Here is a 19,638-nt window from a genome sequence, read left to right as displayed (position 1 = left end):
ATATTACTTATTTGTCTTGCTCTTTATTGGGTGCATTCGTATTGAATATGGATGAACACAAATATTGATCCATAGAATTATAGCTTGGATGCTTTTTTATGAATCAATACTATTGATGATTACTGTGGCAGGTCAGATATTTTCTTATTTTTTCCAATAGCAGAGTTGCGTTAATTGGTTTGGAAATATAATCAGTACAACCAGCAGCAATACATTTTTCTCTTTCTTCAGCCATAGCATATGCTGTTTGGGCAATAACAGGAATGGATGGATGAGTTTTTCTGATTTTGTTCATTGCCTCAAAACCATTCATTACCGGCATATTAATATCAAGAAGTATCAAATCGGGTGTGTGTGAAGTAATAAGATTTATTAATTCTTCACCATTCACAGCATGTATTAATTTAACCTCTGTAGCCTGCAGCAACTCTTCAAGTAAAAGAAAAGATGAAATATCATCTTCAGCAATGTAAACAAGACATTCTGAAAGGTTTATACTATTTGTGATTTGAGGAGTCACTTTTTTTTCGATGACAGGTTTGTTTTGTTCTGATATTGGTATTGTAAAATGAAATGTACTGCCTTCGTTAACCTTCGATTCAATCCAGATTTCTCCTCCTAAAAGATGCACTAAACCTTTTACAATACTAAGGCCAATACCTGTTCCTTCTTGTAAATTTTGATTCTCAATTTGCCTGAACCGCTCAAAAATCATCTGAAACATTTCTGCTTGAATACCAAAACCTGTATCCTTCACATATAAATGAACCATCGAATCAACATGCGATATCGAATAACCAATTTCCACAAAGCCTTTTTCAGTGTATTTAAAAGCATTGGAAACCAGATTGTAAACAATTTGTCTAAATCGTGTAGGATCACAGGTTATATTTAGATTTTCAGTGTTTGGGGGGATGTTTAATTGAAGTGTAACATCATTTTTATTTTTCACAATCTTAATCATGCTTTGAGACTCCTTAATTTCATAAAGCAATTCGTTCAAAAGACACGATTTCTTATTCACTTTTAGTTGGTTCGATTCAAGTTTTGAAACATCAATAATATCATCAATAATTCGAAGTAAGTGTTCACTGCTCGACTGAACCAATTTTAAAAATTTCTGTCTTCTTTCAAGAGTAAGACTTGGTTGACCTAATAAATCCGAGAAACCAATAATTGTATTCATTGGAGTTCGTATTTCATGACTCATATTTGCTAAAAAAGCTGACTTTAGATGATCGCTTTCTATGGCTTTTTCTTTCGCTTTTTCAAGCTCTATATTGGTTTTAAGAATCTCAGAATTAATTGTTTTATATTCTAGATTTAGCAGCTCATATTCTTTATTTGTACTCTCAAGTTCTGCATTTAATTTTAAGAACTCTTCATTTTTTTGTTTTAGCGCATGATCTGTTTTCTTACGCGATGTTATATCTGTTGTTGAAACATATGCAATAAATTTGTTATTATGTTTGGTGTAGAAAAGTTTAATGATCACCTCAACAACTTCTCCTTCAAGGGTTTTTACTTTCGCCTCTTTTTCAAATGAGTTTTCACCATTGATAATAGCCAATAATTCCTCTTTAAAAACGGTAAGGGATTCCGGTAGAAATGTCAGTGCTAAATTTCCTATCAGATCTTCTTTTGATTTAGCTTTGTATAAATTCACTGTTGCTTGGTTAACATCAACAATAATAACCTGCTGAGCTAATTCAATTAATAATTCTTGGTGCTCATCAAAATAATTTTTGAAATCAGTTACTCCTTTAGCTTTAAGATCCTCTATAGTTAATATTAAAATTGTGAAATCCTCCTCCCAAAGAGACTCCGGGGAGTTTTCAAATAAGGCTTTGTACTTGTTCGTTGTCTCGCTTAATTCGGAGTTAAGCTTTGAAAGATCAGAGATGGCGGCTTCAAGATCACGTGTTTTGGTCTCAACTTTATCATGTAAAATTTTCTGTTCGGTTATATCAATAAAATATTCAATCACATGAGTGATTTCTTGATTGGAATTGAAAATTGGACTGGTATGAACCCAAACACTCTTGGTTTCGCCCTTAATTCTGACATTATTGAGTTTTGTTCTTATGGATTTTTTTTTCTCCAAAACCATATTCACAAAACATTTGCAATGGTTTTTTGTGGTGTAATTATTTGGATTGGAGAAAATAAGATTGCTGCAATTTTGATTCACAATAAAATTTGGATCATTTGAGTCTATTACTCTATACGTACCCACTTCGATTACATAATACGGGTAGGGTAATGATTTAATTATTTCGTGATGCAAATCATTCTTCATCTTAACTTCTCTAAATATATTTTAACCTTAAGATATTTAAATATATATATTAAAGTGGTTTTTGTTCTGAAATAATTCATATTAATTTGAAGCTCCAAATTTAGATATTCTTATGTGTCAATAAAAGTTATGACTGCAGAAGAAAAATACTTGTGCAGTCATCGTTTTTTATTTAATGGGTATGCTCTTCTTTTTTTAGAATAGCATTCAGAATTTCTTCCTCTTCAATTTTTTTTGTGCAGAAGAACCAATCGTAGCAGTGCACATTTTCATCAGTATTTTCCATTCGGTCTTTAGCAATGCCGCAAGATCCGGCAGGAGGAACAATCACTTCATCGCCCGGGCGCCAATCTGCCGGGGTTGCAACTGAAAATTTGTCGGCGGTTTGCAGTGCAATAACTACACGATAGATTTCATCAAAATTTCGTCCTAAGCTTAAAGGATAGTAAATAATTGTACGGATAATTCCATGTGGGTCGATGAAAAATACAGCACGAACAGCTTTTGTACTGTCCTCGCCAGGTTGAATCATGCCGTATTTATTTGCCACTTCCATGGTAATGTCTTCAATTAAAGGAAACTTGACTTCTATGTTTTTCATCCCTTTGTATTCAATTTTCTCCTTAATTGTTCTCAGCCAGGCAATATGGCTGTACAAACCATCGATTGACAAGCCTACTAACTCACAATTTGCTTCTTGAAATTGACTTTCCATGTTTGCAAAAGTCATGAATTCTGAAGTACATACAGGAGTGAAGTCGGCAGGATGGCTAAACAGTATGACCCACGAGCCACTGTAGTCATTTGGGAAGTGGATATTCCCCTGTGTACTAACTGCTCTAAATTCGGGAGCTTTATCACCGATACGTGGCATTGAAATTACACTTCTTTCATTCTTTTCTTCCATGATTCAAGATTTAAAGGGTGACTGTTTTTTTGATATTGCACTGAAATTGGAAGACCTGCAACTTGCATTACAAGCTGAAGATTTGTTCTAAAAAAAAATATCTTACCAATTCATACTATAAATTAACGAACTAAGTTAGGTATGGGAGATAAGCCAATACTTCCGATTCCTCAGGAGGGAATCTTAGGTGCTTGGACAAATTTTCATTCATCCCCAGCTGTAGAATTAAAGTTAACTCATTGAATGGCGGATGTCAAGTTAAATGACTGATGGAGAGGTAATTTTAAATCAGTTTGAATAAATTTAAACAGGGTGGGTTATTCTTTTACGATTAAAACAGGATCTATTTCAAGCCACTCGTATGCTTCCTCATGGGAATGAAAAACTTTTGCATTTTGAATTCGGACTTGAATTTCGAACAGCATCGCCATTGAGGTGTCATACGATTCGCTTACAATAATGGCGCATTTATTTGCTATTAAACTGTACTTTTGATATTCCTCAATATAATCATCCAAATCTTTGATATTCAGTATGACTTTTGCTTGTGTAAAATCGGCAATCACATTGTAGGTTTCATCAAATAAAGAATCTTCACGAGTGCATAATGTATGACGAATTAGATCATTCCATTTGAAATAACCGTAATAGTATTCATTGATCAGTTTTAAGTCCGGAGATATTTTGTATTTGAATTTCATTCCTATTTCTTTTCAATTAAATATAGGAAGATCAATTTAGTTGAGCAAAAATAAGGAAGGAACATTGGCTGTAGGGTTTTTATAAATAAAAAAAAGTTGCCCTAAAAAGAGCAACTTTTAATTGTAGTAGTAGTGTTTATTTTTAATTAGCTGAAATTTCTATGATTCCAGCATCGGTAACTGCACCATTGCTTACTGCAATATCTTCAATTTCTTTTTCAGCGAATCCATCAACAGGCATTAAATCAATCTTGTATGTGCCTTCTTGCAGTCCTTTAATAAGGAAGCTTCCGTTTTCTTCGGCAATGGTCGAGATGGTGTCCAAACCGATTATTGCATGAATGGTTGGAAGTGCTTCAGCTGGAGATATAGTTCCAGAGATGGCACCGCTTGTTGCTTCGTTAAAAGTTCTGATTACAGGTTTCAACTTGTATTTGCCATTCCCAGTTGCAACAATAGAACGGGCTGCATCAAAATCTATCCATAATTTGTATTCAATTCCAGCTAAGAAATCATCGTGAATCTGAAATTTCAAACCGGAAGTCTGAGCTGATGGAGTATCTAAATCATAAGAAACACCATCAATAACTACCGAGTTATTTGTGCCAAGAATCAAGCGCATTTGCGAAACAGAACCACTTGGCATTTCCTGATCAACCAAAAGCGTGTCCAAACCATTATTAAATTGTAAAAGATCATATACACCTGCGTTTAGCAACTCCATTTCCTGCCATCCATCTTCTGTGTTTTCATCGTTTGATGAATGAAATTGAATAGCCTGAATATCAATATTAACCTTATCGTATTGTGCGGGAGCATCTGTTAATCGAATTTTAACAGGAGTGGTTAGTTTTACATTATCGCTGGAGCATTGAATGAAAATAAATGCAAGCGCGGCAAGTGCAATTGTACTGAATGGTTTTAAAAATTTCATTGTGTTTTAAATTTTAATTAAATAAAGGTGTTCGGATAAAACGGTGAAAATAGATTTTGTTTTATTCGAACATTTTATGAAAGCCAATAAGTATGCCAGATATAGCCTTAACACAGTAAGGGGTATGTTATCAGTGAGATGATGAAAACTAAAATGGATACGATATTTTAAATATTGACAAATTACGTGGAATTATTCTACATATATTCCTCAATTCCTCAGTTAATAGTAATAGTAGGAGAGCTTCCAAAATCATTTGATATTGTGTACATCCAACCAAAAGAAAACATCCCATTTTGTTGTTTTCTGTATTTACAATGGGAATTAAGTTCATTACGGCTTTTGCTTTTTCAGAAACACGAAGCATCCAGCTGCAAACTGGATATTTTTTAAATCCATTTGTTTCGGGGTAATTTGAATTCCTCTGTTGATTCTTACCAATGAGTTGTAATCGTTTGTGTGTTAAAAAAGTTTAAAAAAACTTGTTTTTTTAATCAGTATGGTTCAAAGTGAAGCGATTATTCATTAAGATTGCCATCTTCCTACTAAAGATTAAATCTATTATTAATTGCTCAATTTATTATTATGAAGAATTTACAACAATTGGTTCAGTGGACAAGATTTGGATTGGTTTCAGCATTTTTTATTGTTCTTATTGTTGAACTTGCTTTGGGAGTTCTGGCTATTAGTGGTGAATATTCAATTTTAAGTATTCATAAAAGTTTGAATATATCTATATGGAAGAACATATTGGGAATTTCTTTGATTATTGTAGAGATTATTATTTCGGAAATGATGTATAAAAAGAAATTGGAATATGTGGGCTTATTTGAGACTTTGGAAGAAAAACTAAAATATTTCAGAAAAGCATTTTCTTTTAAAATGTTATTTGGAGCTTTAACAGGAATTGTAGCAATGCTGGCCTATTCTCTAACTGAAAATTTGATTTGGTTTTTACCATGGATCATGGCATTGTACACCCTGAGTAAGTCCTTCCCGTTTAAGTGGACATTGGTACATGCCATGCAAATAGAAAATGAAGAAGACAGGGAGTTATTCTAAGATGAATCAATCTTGTATTCTATGATGAGTGCAGGGGATGAGGTTTATTTTAACTGGTAATTAAACGCAAAAATAATTTTGTGACCTTAATGCCACTCTTCATATTCTTTGTGTCCCAGTATTTTTAGCCATCATTCTTAATTCTGAATTGATTAAGCTATCTTTGCGGACTATTTAAATTATTTGTTGTGGAAAACTTTAAGGAATTAGGTGTAAATAAAGATATTATTAAGGGATTAAACGATCTTAATATTATTAAGCCTACTCAAATACAAGCAGAAGTGATATCGGTACTTCTTCAGGCTAACACCGATTTAATTGGTCAGGCTCAAACTGGTACAGGTAAAACAGCAGCCTTCGGAATCCCTTTGCTGCACAGAATCAATACCAAATCAGACAAGGTGCAAGGTTTGATTCTTTGTCCGACCCGTGAATTGGGACAGCAAATTGCCAAGCAATTGTTCAAGTTTACCAAGTACACCGATAAGATTTTTACTGAATCGGTTTATGGAGGAGAACAAATTGACCGACAAATTAGTGCTTTGCGTCGGCCAACTCATATTATAGTTGCGACTCCAGGTCGGTTAATTGACTTGGTGAAGAGAAAAGCGGTTGATTTGAGCGATGTAAAGACGGTAATTTTGGATGAGGCCGATGAAATGATGAGCATGGGTTTTAAAACCCAGTTGGATGAGATTTTAACTCATCTGTCGCGAGTAGAAAACCGATGGTTGTTTTCGGCTACCATGCCTCAGGAAATTATGCAGATAATTAAAAGACATTTTTCTCCAGGCGCGCATAAAATTGAGGTGAGTGGGCGAAATGTGGTGAACAAAAATATTCAGCATCAGTTCCTGATCTGCGAAGACAATGAAAAATTGAACATACTAATTCAGTTTTTAAAATCGGAACAATCAAACAGGGGAGTGGTGTTTTGCAAAACCAAGGCTTCGGCACAGGTTTTGGCCAAGCAGTTAATTGCAAAAAACATTCCAACTGATGCCATTCACGGCGATTTAAAGCAAATAGAACGTGATAAGGTAATGCGTGCTTTTAAAAACGAAAGCCTGCGAATTTTGGTGGCAACAGATATTGCTGCCCGTGGTATCGATATTGTCGATCTTTCGTTTGTGGTACATTATGAATTGCCCGATAAAGAAGAGTACTACACACACAGAAGCGGACGAACTGCCCGCGCAGGTAAAGAAGGTGTTTCTCTGGCATTGGTGAATAATAAGGAGCTTAAAAACCTTCGTTATTTCCAAAAAACGTTAAACATTGCTTTCAATCAAATCAGACCTAGAAAATAAATATCTATTGTTCATAAAAATATATCGAAGAGATCCTGTTGGCAGGATCTCTTTTTTTATAAGATTATTTCACAGTCATAAAATTGCAGTAAACCTTAACTACTGCTAAGTTAATACACATTTTTAGTCCCGTTAAAGTTCATTCTAAATTCAGATGGAGTACAGTCTTGTTTTTTCTTGAATATTCGATTGAAGTTGGAAATGTTGTTGAAACCGCAATCGAAACAAATTTCCGCGATGCTCTTGTTGGTTTCAATTAATAGCCGGGTAGCTATTCCCAAACGAATTTCGATAACAAATTCAACAAAGGATTTCCCTGTCCGTTGCTTTATCAAGCGACTAAATGATATTACTGACATGTTTACTAGTGCAGCCGCATCCTCAAGCTTAATTTTTTGCTGGAAATTGTCTTGTATGTATTTGTAGATCCGTTCAATTCTTTCACTATTGTGAAAATCATTTTGGCGGTGGAATGACATATTCGTAAGCAAATGTTGTTCTCTGGAAATGGCCAGATCATATAATAAGGACTGAAATGCTAAATAACTGTCGAAACCTCTTTTCTGGCTAAGAGCAATCAGTTTTGGTTCCACCATTCTTGTCGTATCCTCTGAGAACAAAATACCTCTGTTGGCATTGTTGAGCAATTCCCGTATGGGTTTAAGCATATTTCTATTCAGAGTGTTATCATCAAATAATTCTCTGGGGAATTGTATTGTTATTTCGTGCAGAAGTTCTTTACTGTCGTTTTTGTAATTTTCCCATCCATGATAAAGATTAGGACCAACCATAACTAATTCTTTGTTTTGGATTTCCCCAATGTGATCTCCAATGATTCTTTTTCCTCCTTTAGCTTTATGTATGTAGTTAATTTCGAATTCAGGATGGAAGTGAATTGGAAAGTTAAAAGCATTTCTTTCTCTATCAAATATTAGGAAACAATCGTTCTCTTGCAGAGGGGTAATTTCTCTGTGAATATGGTCTTTCATAGCTTGTTATTTTATGCAAAACTACTTAAAATGATGTGATAGTACAATAAATAGTGATTGAATTGTACTATTTAAGATAAATATTTGGATCATAGAGTTAAGTTTTGGTAAATATATTGAGTGTTTTAGCTGTATTTTCGGGTTTTGTATCATTTATTTGTTTTGTTATTCGGTTGAATAAGAGTGGTTTTTGTTCATTTTTTGGTGTTGCGCATCATTTTTATCGGAAATGATAATAAAGTATCATCTTACGATTGAAAAATACTTGGCTGAAGTATGCAAACGATATAATTTTGAAATGTAATTATTTAGAGGATTTTGTACAGATGAGAAAGTTGCCATTAAAAAGAGTATTTAAAAATAATAATGTAATGATAATACCGAAAATAACAGCTGTTTTAGGTCTGTCTGTGTTGATGGCTTGCTCCCAAAAACCAGTTGAGAAAATCACCAATTCAATTGCAGAACAATTGAAATCTGTGAAAGGAAAAGGAATTCTTTTCGGACATCAGGATGATTTGGCATATGGAAAGAATTGGAGTTATGTGGATGGAGAGTCGGATGTGAAACGGGTTGCCGGAGATTATCCAGCCATGTTCGGTTGGGAATTAGGTGGTATAGAACTTCAACGCACGCACAATTTGGATAGTGTTCCTTTTTCGGACATGAAGCGATTGGCAATAAAAGGGTATTCAATGGGTGGAATCAATACGTTTAGCTGGCATCCTTTTTCGGTTGTTAATGGAGAAAGTTCATGGAATACCGAAAACGATGTCGTGAAGCATATGTTACCAAATGGATCACATCACAAGGAGTTTTTGATTCAATTGGATAGAGTTGCTGATTTCTTCAAATCCTTGAAAACAGATGATGGAATCGCAATGCCTTTTATTTTTCGTCCGTGGCACGAAATGGATGGCACTTGGTTTTGGTGGGGAACAAAAAACTGTACTGCAAAAGAAGTTAAGGAGTTATTTAGGTTCACCATAAACTATTTAAAAAACAAAAAAGGACTGACTCAAATGTTGGTTGCTTACTCTCCCGATCGAAATTTTACAACATTGGACGAATACCTTACATGGTATCCTGGTGATGATATTGTTGATATTATCGGAATGGACAATTATTACGATTTAAAAATACAGGATGGCGAAAAAGAGGCTGTTAAAAAATTACACTTGCTAATTGCTTATGCAAAAGAGAAGCACAAATTGGCAGCGCTTACAGAAACAGGCTTGGAGAATGTGACGGATTCTTTGTGGTTTACTAAAAAACTGGGCAAAGTGCTTGGTGATTCATTAATCAGCAAAGAATTAAGTTATGTAATGGTTTGGAGGAATGACCCAAAGGTTCATTTCTTTTTTTCATACGAAAATCATTCGTCAGCCACTGATGCCAGGAACTTTTTAGATCAACCTGAAATGCTTTTACTGAACGATTTTAATAAACTGAAAAAAATAAATAATTAAACTTTTGGTATGAATAAAGAGTTGTTTGCAGAACGAATAAAATTGATTCGTGAAAAACATGAAGAATTGTTGGGAAGAAGGAATGAAAAACTGTTTAGTACCAATGGCATATACAATCGGTATGCAAACCCTATTGTAACAAGAGATCATTTGCCATTGCAGTGGCGGTTTGATTTTAATCCTGATACCAATCCGTTTTTTATGGAGCGTATCGGGTTTAATGCAGCATTTAATGCGGGTGCTGTGAAAATTGAAGGTAAATACCTTCTTGTGGTTCGTGTTGAAGGAAACGATAGAAAGTCGTTTTTCGCAATTGCTGAAAGTCCAAATGGAGTGGATAATTTTAAATTTTGGGATCGCCCAATAAGCATGCCTCAAACTGAAGATGAGGATACAAATGTTTACGATATGCGTTTGACTCAACATGATGATGGATGGATTTATGGCGTGTTTTGTACTGAAAGAAAAGATCCAAACGCACCGGATGGTGACACTTCAAGCGCAGTAGCTTCGGCTGGTATTGCCAGAACAAAAGATTTAGTGAGTTGGGAACGTTTGGCTGATTTAAAATCAACTTCAGGACAGCAGCGTAATGTTGTGTTATTTCCTCACGTAATTGAGGGAAAGTATGCGTTTTTTACCCGTCCGCAGGATGGTTTTATTGATACAGGTAAAGGCGGGGGAATTGGTTTTGGTTTGTCAGAAACAATTGAAGATGCAGAAGTGAAAAATGAAATCATTGTAGATGCCAAAACCTATCACACCATTTACGAAGTGAAAAACGGATTAGGCCCGGCACCAATAAGAACAAAAGATGGGTGGTTGCATCTGGCACACGGAGTTCGGAATACTGCGGCAGGATTAAGATATACCTTATACATGTTCATGACGGATCTGGAAAAGCCATGGGTGATTACTCACAAACCGCATGGTCATTTTATTGCCCCCTTGCAATCTGAACGTGTAGGTGATGTTTCGAATGTAGTTTTTTCGAATGGATGGATTGCTGATGAAGATGGCAGTGTGAAAATCTATTATGCTTCTTCGGATACGCGTATGCATGTGGCAACCTCAACTATTGATCAATTAGTTGACTATTGCATTAATTCACCGCAAGATAAATTTCACTCACATCAATCTGTAAATACAATTAATGAATTGATTGATAAAAATCTAAATTTCACAAATATGTTAATATGATAAAGTAATCTACTCGAAGGCTATATTCCATGCCGGCCTACTAATGTTTAAAGACAAAATAATGCGCTGTTTCATCACTTATATTGTTTTTGTAACTGTTAAATAATGATGAGTAAAATACAATTACAGAGTGTAATGTGTAAATAAATTTAACCATTTAAATTTAAATCTATATTTTATGAACAAGAGTCTACAAATCTTGGTTATTGTTTTTTTGTTTTGTTCACAGCAATTGGCTTACGGACAAAATAAAACAATAACCGGGACAATAACAGATGATCAAATGCTCCCATTACCGGGAGTTTCCATCGTAATTAAAGGTACTACACAAGGTACAATCAGCGATGTTGACGGAAATTATAGTTTCTCTATTCCAGAGGGAAAAACAGTTCTTGTATTTTCCTTTATTGGTTTTAAAGACAAAATTATCGATGCATCTAAACTTACTTCGTTGAATGTGAAAATGGAAGTTGAAACAGAAGGTTTGGATGAAGTCGTAGTTGTTGGGTATGGTAAGATGAAAAAAAGTGATTTGACAGGAGCTGTTAGTTCTGTAAAAACAGACGAGCTTAAGGGAATGACCATTTCGAATGCCGACCAAATGCTTAAAGGAAGACTGGCTGGTGTTCAGGTTACTCAAAACTCCGGAGCTCCTGGTGGAGCTGCATCTATTCGAATACGTGGGGCTTCATCAATCAACAATTCCAACGAACCACTTTATGTTATTGATGGTATTCCATTTAGCGGTGAAGGATCAGAAATTGGTGGTTTTGCTTGGGCTGGTGGAACTGGTGGACAAACAAAGGTGAATCCTTTATCTACTATTTCGCCATCAGATATCGTATCCATGGATGTTTTAAAAGATGCATCAGCTACAGCAATATATGGTGCAGCAGGGGCCAATGGCGTTGTAATTATTCAAACCCGAAGGGGGCAATCCGGTGAGGCAAAGATTAGCTACGAAGGCTATATGGCATTTCAAAAAGTTGCCAAAACGATTGATATGATGAATCTGAGAGATTATGCACAATATCAGGTTGAACTTGGGGAATTTATCCAACAACCGGTTGATGAGGCATACAAAGATCCCTCTATTTTGGGCGAAGGTACAGATTGGCAGGATGCAATTTTTAGAACTGCACCATTGCAATCGCATCAGTTATCATTAACCGCAGGATCAGAAAAATTCAAACTTGCCGCCAGTGTTGGATATATGAATCAGGATGGTATCATATTTGGTTCTGGTTTTGAACGATATAATTCACGTCTTAATGTTGATGGAGAGGTTCGTAAATGGCTTAAAATGGGCGCGTCTCTTGCCGTTACACATACCGATGAAACAATAACGCGTCAGGATGGTACCGATGGTGTAATTATGCAGGCTTTAACCATGCAGCCATCGGTACCTGTATTCAACTTTGATGGTACTTGGGCTGGTCCTGGTGATATTAACGGCGCCTCTCAGTACAATCCGGTTTGGTTAGCCAAAATGCAAAACAATACATTGGCTCGAAATCGTGCAATGGGGAATGTGTATTTGTCAATCGATCCGGTGAAAAATCTGAACATCCGAAGTGAGTTTGGTTATGATATATCAAGTAATAAAAATAAAAGTTTTATTCCAACCTACGATTTCGGTCTGATTGAATCCAACCTTAATAAGATGATGCAGCGCGAAGACAACTCTGTTTACTGGTTGTGGAAAAATTATGCCACTTACAATTTCAAGCTCGAAAAACATGGTTTTAATATCATGGCTGGTGTTGAGATGTCTAAAAGCGCATGGGAAGGTACTCAGTTTATTAAACAAGGTTTTACAACGGATGATATTTTTGTAATGACAGAAGACGGCGATTTTGTGTCTAATGATGGATGGAAAGACGAAGCAACCAGTTCTTCTGTGTTTGGTCGACTTAACTATAATTATGACAATAGATACTTATTAACTGCAACAATGCGTGCGGATGGATCTTCTAAGTTTGGAGGAGATAACAAATGGGGGTATTTCCCTTCTGCCGCTGTTGCATGGAGAGTTTCGCAGGAATCATTTCTTAAGGATTTTGAATTAGTCAGCAACTTGAAATTAAGATTAGGTTACGGTATGGTAGGTAACAGCAATATTGGAACCTATAAATACGGTTCTGCTATGCATACTATGACTACTCCTTTGGGAACAGCTTACCGATTGGCCAATGTATCCAATCCAAAACTAAAATGGGAAGCATCTCAACAATACAATGCTGGTATTGACATGGGAATTATTCAAAACAGAATTTCTCTAACTGTTGATATGTATCGGAAATCAACAAAAGACCTATTGATGCAGGTTTCAATTCCTTCCTATTTGGGGGATAAAGATGAATATTCAGGAATTGCAGCTCCTTATGTTAATATAGGAGAGACCCGAAACCAAGGTGTTGAGATATCTTTAAATACTGTAAATATATCGAATGATAGTTTTAAATGGACTTCTGATGTTGTTGTTTCAGTAAACAGAAATAAGGTACTTGCTTTGAATGATGATTCTCAGGTACTTTATGGAAATTTGGATTGGTGGAGTGAATTTCAAACAGCAACAGCTATTATGGTTGGTCAACCGATGGGAGTGTATTATGGATACAAAACTGATCGTTTATTTACCAATGAAGAAGATATATTAAACTCACCTGTTCAAGTCGAAGATCCGGGAAATTCTGATCTGAATTTATACAATCAGAAAACAGGTGTTTATGTAGGTGATATCAAATTCCAGGATTTAAATTCTGATGGAGTTATCGATGATAACGACCAAACTGTAATAGGAGATCCTAATCCTGAATTTACATTCGGATTTACTAATAATTTCAGCTATAAAAACTTTGAATTAGCCGTTGGGATAAACGGTGTTTATGGAGGTGATGTTTTAAATTTTTCACGCGTAAGAACAGAGGGAATGACCTCAATTTGGGACAATCAGTCAAAGGCTGTTGTTAATCGTGCTCAGGTTGGTTCCGATGGTTCTGGTAATGCATACCTTTTAAACCCGGAAGCAAATATTCCTCGTCCGTCAACCAACGATTTTAACAGGAACACCAGAATGAGTGATCGTTGGATTGAAGATGGCAGTTATTTAAGGATATCCAATATTACACTTGGATACAGCATCCCAAAATCGGCTCTTATGTTGGTGGGTTTGAATAGTGCTAAAATTTATGGAACTGTGCAAAATGTCTTTACGTGGACAAATTATTCTGGTTACGACCCTGAAGTTGGAGCTTACAACCAATCTGCATTGTATCAAAATATTGATATGGGACGTTATCCAACTCCTCGTACTTATACTTTTGGTATTAATGTTGGATTTTAAACTAAAAAATGAAGAAAATGAAGAATTTATTTAAAATCATATATTTTTTGATTGTTGTAATGACAATGAGTGGTTGTGATGATTTTCTGACTGTGGTGCCACAGGATTCGCTTGTAGCAGAAAATTATTATACTTCTGAAGCTAATGTTCGGGCCAATACCGCATCGCTTTATGGTAGTGTTTGGTGGGATTTTCATTCTCAGTTTATGTGGCTTGCCGGAGACGAATTAGCAGGTGATTTGTATTATACCTATGATGCCGAAGGTCAGTTTTATTATAACAAAGTAGGAGCTGGTAATAAATTTAATAATACGGGTTGGGAAGGTTTGTATCGGGTAGTTTCTTTTTCTAACTCGATTATAAATGATATGCCATCGTCTGCACGCGAAAACGGTGTTTCAGAAGACGTAATACAGAAAGCGCTTGGCGAAGCCCGTTATATGAGAGCTGTTGCTTATTATTTTATAGCTGAAAACTGGGGGGAAGCGCCAATTATTGAAAATGCCACAGAGTTAATTACTTCGGGAAACGTTGCTGATATTTATGTAAATAAACATACACAATCAAGCCTATATAGGTTTATGTGTGAAGATCTGGAGTTTGCGGCAGGTATTCTTCCGAAAACAGATGAAGAAGGTCGCGTAACAAAATGGTCGGCCTTAGGGATGTTGGCAAAAGTTTATGTAACAAGAGGAGCTTATGAGGGGAATAGCGAATACTTTAGCTTAGCCAAGGAATATGCCCGCCAGGTGATTGAAGATTCGAACCTTGCTTTGTATGATAACTTTTCTACAATGTTTGATGTGGAAGCGAATAACTGTTCTGAATCTCTTTTTTCTATTCAATGTATGGTAGGAAATTATGGCGATGGTAATTCACGAAATGTGAATTGGAGCCGGGGATCTCGTATTGCCGACCAAACATGGGGAGCAGGTAAGGGCCCAACCATTTCTCTTCAGGAACTTTTTGAAGAACACCCTAATGATGCCCGCCGTAAATGGACTTATATGACCTATGGAGATAACTATGAGAATATGGACAAGGCCAATGGCGGATATACATACCAATTCTCATACCGCGATCCTGAAGATTTAGATACGCAGGTAGAATCCACTAATGGGATGTTGGCACACATTAAAAAGTATGTTATCGGAAAATCTGCTGATACAGGAGGACAGGTTGGAACAAATCAGGATGCAGGGAACAATATCTACGTTCAACGCCTTTCTGATGTTTACTTTCTTTATGCCGAAGCATCAATGGGTTTAAGCGAAACAACCTCTGATGCAGCCGCTGTTGGGTACATCAATAAGGTATTGGATACTCATGGTGCCGGTTACAATGTTTCTGCTCCTTTAACTTACATTGATTTGATTAAAGAGCGTCGTAAGGAATTTGCTTTTGAGGCCAATTCATGGTACGATATAAAACGTTACTACTATAGAAACAACACTGCAGCTATAGAATATTTAAATAGCATGAAAAGAGATCAGTTGTATGTATTCGATTACAATAGTATTGATCAGGAAGGATTATCTACTGCAGACAAATATGTTCTGGAGAACGATCGAAACTCTTATATAATAGGATGGGAAACTACTGACAATGGAGAATGGGATGGAGAACGAGTTAATAATATCGTTTTCAATAGTTCTTCAATGTATATTAGTTTACCAGCAGAGGTAACTACTAAAGCTCCTATCTTGCTTGAAGGTGCTGTTGACTATTATAGTGAATAGCATGTATTGTGACTATAGTAAACTCCTTATCATTAAGGATAAGAAAAAAATAAACATATGAAACGTCCATGCCAAAGCGATTTTGACAAACAGGAAGATGATTATTCCTGCATGGCAAGTTCCATATGGCAAATCAAAAACAAATTATAATCATATGAAAAACATACTAAAAATATTATCATTACTATTTGTAGTAATACTTGGTGTTACTGCCTGTAATGATGATGATAGTGATGGAGGTACACCTTCCATTCAATACGTACGCCCTACCGATGCAGCAGCTTCGGACTCTTTACTTGTAAGTGCTTCAATGGGGCAAACCATTGCAATAATAGGAAAGGACCTGCAAGGTGTTGTATCGGTTTATTTTAATGATCAACAAGCTAAATTAAATCCAAACTTTGTAACATCACATTCAATAGTTGTTACAGTACCTGGATCTATTCCTGATGAAGTAACAAATACGATTACATTAAATACTTCTTCGGGTAAAAGTTTGGTTTATAATTTCACAACTAAAATTACTCCTCCAAAGATTAAATCAGTAAGCTGCGAATGGGCAAAAGATGCTGCCGAAATTACGATTTATGGTTCATACTTTTTCCCAACCGCAAATGGTGATATTAAAGTTTTATTTCCAGGTAATTTGCAGGCTGAAGTGCTTGAGTTTACCGACGAATATATTACCGCTGTCGTGCCAAACGGAACGATGAAAGGTTACATTACTGTAACAAATGATTATGGGACAGAGCGCACATCTTTTGTTTTTAGAGATGACGCTGATATTTTTATTGATGGAGAAAATCCAACAGCATGGAATAGTTGGGGATTATCTGATTTTGCCTCTGAAAATGGAATTTCGGGCAGTTATGTGAATTTTGAAGGAACAACTGGTTCCTGGGCATGGCCTGCAAATGCAATTCAATTATTATACATTAATCCTAATGCACAGCCTCTTGTTTCAGAGGGGGATGCAAGTGATTATGTATTGAAATTTGAATGTTATTGTCATGAGTGGCATGATACTCCAATGTTAATTTGGTTTGATAATGACGGCAGCCACAATGTAGATGGTTCCAATGCTCAATATCACTGGAAACCATACAACAATAACGGCGTTTCTGAGAATTATGTTACCGATGATTGGATTACTGTAGTCATGCCAATTTCCGATTTTATATATAGCAAAGATGAATCAGAAGCAGATCGTGCTATAACAAGTCTGGGTGAACTTCAGAATTTAAATATAATGTGGTTTGGAGCTGTTAATGAATCAACTACCGAATTCGGGTTGAAAATGTGGATTGATAATGTTCGCCTTGTGAATAGTAAAGAGTAAAAATCGAACAAAAACGAATTTTAGTTATGAAAAATAATATATATAATCGATTACGTATAGCATTAATATGCTTTACACTATTGGCTGGCATCTTTGTTGTTTCCTGCGACAAAGACGATGATAATGGGGGAAGTGTTGAGCTGTATTCGTTTGGTCCAAGCCCGGTTTTACGTGGTAGTGATATTCATTTTATCGGACAGGATCTGGACTTAGTTACCTCTGTAGTTTTACCGGATAATATCGAGGTAAGCAATATCACTGTAGTTAGTAGTTCTGAAATAACCATTACAGTGCCGCAAGAGGCTGAACCTGGTCTTGTAACTTTAAAATATAAAGGAGGATCTATTACAACCAAATCAAGAATTGGGTATACAGAACCTTATTCGATCACTTCAATTTTGCCGGTAGAAACAGCTGTTCGGGAAGGAGAAGAGGTAACAATTAGTGGTGATTACCTTAATAATATTGTAAAGGTCGTTTTTCAGGGAAATGCAAGTGTTGATTCAGCTGATTTTGTGTCACAGTCTCGTAAAGAAATTGTTGTAAAAGTCCCAAAAGAGGCTGTTTCCGGTAAAATCATCGTGGAAGATATTCACGAGAATCAACTTTATTCAGATTTGGAACTAAGCATTTCACAGCCAACTCTAACGAGTTTCTCGCCAACGCTTGTTAAGGCTGGTGAAAACGTAATGATTAGTGGAGCAAATCTTGATTTGGTATCAGAAATAATTTTTTCCGGAGATTCTTCAGTTGTGGCTAAAGATTTTGTATCCGTTAGCTCAACCTCAATAGAGATTGTAAGCTCTGCTTATATTCAGGATGGACCTATTACCTTGAAGGCATATTCCGGTGTGGAAGTAATTAGTTCGGAATCCGTAACAACAGTTATTCCATCAGCACTTACTATTGCTGCAGTAAGTCGTTACAGAGCAGGACTTGAAGTGCTTATTACCGGATCTGACCTTGATTTAACAACTTCGGTACAGTTTACAGGAGGAACTGCAATTACAGATTTCACCTATAATGGAACCGGTATTACTGTTGTTATACCGAATGATGCAATGGACGGAGTTGTTGTTCTTAATACCGCTTCAGGTAAAAGTGCTTCAACTGATGCTATTGTGTTGGTAAAGCCAATCGCAGCAGATGTGACTCCAAACCCGGTTGATGCAAATAACGACATCACGATTACCGGTACTGATTTAGATTTGGTGAAGTCGGTTACTTTTGGGAATGATTTAACGGTTGATATAACTCCCGAATCCAGCACAAGTATCACTGTTACTGTTCCTATGGAGGCCACAACGGGTGAGCTGATCCTGACAATGATTAATGGAGCTGTCGTTAACACTTCTTCTGTAACTGTAAATAGTCCTGATTATTGCTACATTCCGGTACTACCTGATTCCGAAACAGAGATTAATTCGGGTAAAGTATTCTCAATTGATGTAGTAAATGGTGGTGCATTAACAGAAGTAAAAGTGGATGGCAATACAACTAGTTCTTTTGTTGAAGGAACCAATATGTATGTGTTTATTCCAAGTAAGGCTAGTGGCAAAACCGAGTTAACTTTGATTTCTGCAACAGGAAGTATTTCATATACAATTTCGGTAATTGGCGTAAGTAGTATCGAAACTGTGATTATGAATGAGACTCATGATTTAGGATCATGGGCAAATGAAGATGCTGGTGGAGCATTTCGTCTTTACAAACCTTCTTTTAATGGAGTGAAAGCCGGTTCGATATTGAAATTTTATTTTACAGTTTCAGGTACTCCCGGACGAATGCAGATAAATGATGCGAATTGGGGACAACAGGCTATGCTTGAGTTTACTGATGAAGCACAAACATCTTACGAGATGGAGTTGACACAAGGATTTCTGGATCAGATATTAAATACAAGTGATGGATGGTCTGAAACCGCTGCAGCAATACAAGGGCAAAATTTGGTTATTTCTAAGGTGACTGTTATTACTTTCGAGGCTTCTGCTTCTGAAACAATATGGACAGGCTCACAAGTTATGCCTGGTGATTGGTCTGGGAATATTCAATTATCCGCAGATCTCTTTGCTTCTGCTAATGTGGGCGATGTAATTCACGTAAAATCCTCAGATGTTCAGACTGGGGCGCAAGGTTCGTTTAAAAATGGCTCATGGACAGAAATAGCTGCCGGAACGGATTACTTCGACATAACGGGAGATTTTGAATTAACCATTACTGCTGATATTTTAACATCATTACAATCGGGAGGATTGATAATTAGTGGTCATGATTATACTGCGACCGAGGTTTCTATCAGGTCATAATTAAATTATAACACAATTTTGAATTTATTTTTTCAAT

13 protein-coding genes are annotated in these 19,638 nt (G+C 36.1%); 8 read left to right on the top strand and 5 right to left on the bottom strand.

Annotation, left to right across the window (positions count from 1 at the left end):
* Positions 1-109: 109 nt before the first annotated feature.
* The 4 genes from BZG01_RS00570 to BZG01_RS00555 form a co-directional block, all read right to left on the bottom strand.
* Positions 110-2,299: a hybrid sensor histidine kinase/response regulator gene (locus BZG01_RS00570; protein WP_101307874.1), complete on the bottom strand. Its 2,190-nt coding sequence runs from the start codon at positions 2,297-2,299 to the stop codon at positions 110-112.
* Positions 2,300-2,471: 172 nt separating this feature from the next.
* Positions 2,472-3,206, bottom strand: a complete 735-nt coding sequence (locus BZG01_RS00565; protein WP_101307873.1) for a peroxiredoxin — start codon at positions 3,204-3,206, stop codon at positions 2,472-2,474.
* A gap of 317 nt (positions 3,207-3,523) precedes the next feature.
* A complete protein-coding gene (locus BZG01_RS00560; RefSeq protein ID WP_101307872.1) occupies positions 3,524-3,907 on the bottom strand; it encodes a hypothetical protein in 384 nt (127 codons plus the stop codon).
* Positions 3,908-4,049: 142 nt separating this feature from the next.
* Positions 4,050-4,841, bottom strand: coding sequence for a DUF4382 domain-containing protein (locus BZG01_RS00555; RefSeq protein ID WP_101307871.1), 792 nt, complete (start codon positions 4,839-4,841; stop codon positions 4,050-4,052).
* A gap of 585 nt (positions 4,842-5,426) precedes the next feature.
* Between BZG01_RS00555 and BZG01_RS00545 the strand changes: the two genes are divergently transcribed.
* Both BZG01_RS00545 and BZG01_RS00540 read left to right on the top strand, forming a co-directional pair.
* Positions 5,427-5,903, top strand: coding sequence for a hypothetical protein (locus BZG01_RS00545; protein WP_101307869.1), 477 nt, complete (start codon positions 5,427-5,429; stop codon positions 5,901-5,903).
* 188 nt (positions 5,904-6,091) lie between these two features.
* Positions 6,092-7,213: a DEAD/DEAH box helicase gene (locus BZG01_RS00540; RefSeq protein ID WP_101307868.1), complete on the top strand. Its 1,122-nt coding sequence runs from the start codon at positions 6,092-6,094 to the stop codon at positions 7,211-7,213.
* A gap of 110 nt (positions 7,214-7,323) precedes the next feature.
* Here the strand turns inward: BZG01_RS00540 and BZG01_RS00535 are convergent, their stop codons facing one another.
* Entirely contained in the window at positions 7,324-8,202 is an 879-nt protein-coding gene (locus tag BZG01_RS00535; RefSeq protein ID WP_101307867.1) for a helix-turn-helix domain-containing protein, read from the bottom strand.
* Between the two features lie 371 nt (positions 8,203-8,573).
* Here BZG01_RS00535 and BZG01_RS00530 point away from each other — a divergent pair, with 371 nt between their 5' ends.
* The 6 genes from BZG01_RS00530 (at position 8,574) to BZG01_RS00505 (ending at position 19,601) form a co-directional block, all read left to right on the top strand.
* On the top strand, positions 8,574-9,671 hold the full coding sequence (locus BZG01_RS00530) for a glycoside hydrolase family 26 protein (RefSeq protein WP_101308026.1): 1,098 nt from the start codon (positions 8,574-8,576) through the stop codon (positions 9,669-9,671).
* A gap of 9 nt (positions 9,672-9,680) precedes the next feature.
* Positions 9,681-10,871 (top strand): glycoside hydrolase family 130 protein, encoded by a 1,191-nt coding sequence (locus BZG01_RS00525; RefSeq protein ID WP_101307866.1) that lies wholly within the window; start codon positions 9,681-9,683, stop codon positions 10,869-10,871.
* Between the two features lie 178 nt (positions 10,872-11,049).
* Complete coding sequence (locus tag BZG01_RS00520) at positions 11,050-14,217, top strand: SusC/RagA family TonB-linked outer membrane protein (RefSeq protein WP_101307865.1); 3,168 nt, start codon at positions 11,050-11,052, stop codon at positions 14,215-14,217.
* Between the two features lie 17 nt (positions 14,218-14,234).
* Positions 14,235-15,956: a RagB/SusD family nutrient uptake outer membrane protein gene (locus tag BZG01_RS00515; protein ID WP_218972970.1), complete on the top strand. Its 1,722-nt coding sequence runs from the start codon at positions 14,235-14,237 to the stop codon at positions 15,954-15,956.
* Between the two features lie 154 nt (positions 15,957-16,110).
* Entirely contained in the window at positions 16,111-17,295 is a 1,185-nt protein-coding gene (locus BZG01_RS00510) for a glycan-binding surface protein (RefSeq protein ID WP_180327154.1), read from the top strand.
* 26 nt (positions 17,296-17,321) lie between these two features.
* Positions 17,322-19,601 carry an IPT/TIG domain-containing protein gene (locus tag BZG01_RS00505; RefSeq protein ID WP_143470799.1) on the top strand — a complete coding sequence of 760 codons (2,280 nt, stop codon included), beginning with the start codon at positions 17,322-17,324 and terminating at the stop codon, positions 19,599-19,601.
* The last annotated feature ends 37 nt before the right edge of the window (positions 19,602-19,638 follow it).

The sequence above is a fragment of the Labilibaculum manganireducens genome (assembly GCF_002843385.1).
GTDB classification, from domain to species: Bacteria; Bacteroidota; Bacteroidia; order Bacteroidales; family Marinifilaceae; genus Labilibaculum; species Labilibaculum manganireducens.
The sequence above is the reverse complement of the archived record's forward strand: the minus strand, read 5'-3'. Positions and strand labels throughout refer to the sequence as shown.